The 444-nt window shown below is 78.8% G+C and carries 1 pseudogene; it reads right to left on the bottom strand.

The annotated features are described in order from the left end of the window. Window positions 1–444 (bottom strand): annotated as a pseudogene (locus tag AE652_RS36785) (hypothetical protein); the annotation flags it as partial.

Here is a 444-nt window from a genome sequence, read left to right as displayed (position 1 = left end):
GGCCGGCCGCGGCGCGGGGGCGTCCGCCCTGGCGGCGCGCCGCCAGGCGGCGAGCAGCGGCAGCGCGGCCCGCAGTTCGGACGGGAGGTCCCCGGTGTCGCCCTCCAGGCGCAGGACGGCGGCCAGCGAGGCCTCGTCCTGCTGCTCGACGGCCGCCCAGAAGGAGGCGTCCAGCGGGTCGGCTGTCCCGGCCGCGGCCTTCGGCTGGACGACGTCCAGCCAGTACCGCCCGCGCTGGAAGGCGTAGGTCGGCAGGTCGACCCTGTGGCCGTCCGCGTGGAACGCCGTCCAGTCCACCGGCACGCCGCGCAGGTGCAGCGCGGCCAGCGCGGACGCCAGGGCGAACTCCTCGGAGCGGTCCCGGCGTTGCGCGGCGACCAGGGCCGCCCGGCCGCCGGCCGCCGTGCCGTCCAGGAACTCCTGGCCCATGGCGGTGAGCACACC

The sequence above is a fragment of the Kitasatospora sp. MY 5-36 genome (genome assembly GCF_001182915.1).
Lineage (GTDB): Bacteria > Actinomycetota > Actinomycetes > Streptomycetales > Streptomycetaceae > Kitasatospora.
Note: the sequence above shows the minus strand (reverse complement) of the source record. Positions and strands in the feature narration are given on the sequence as shown.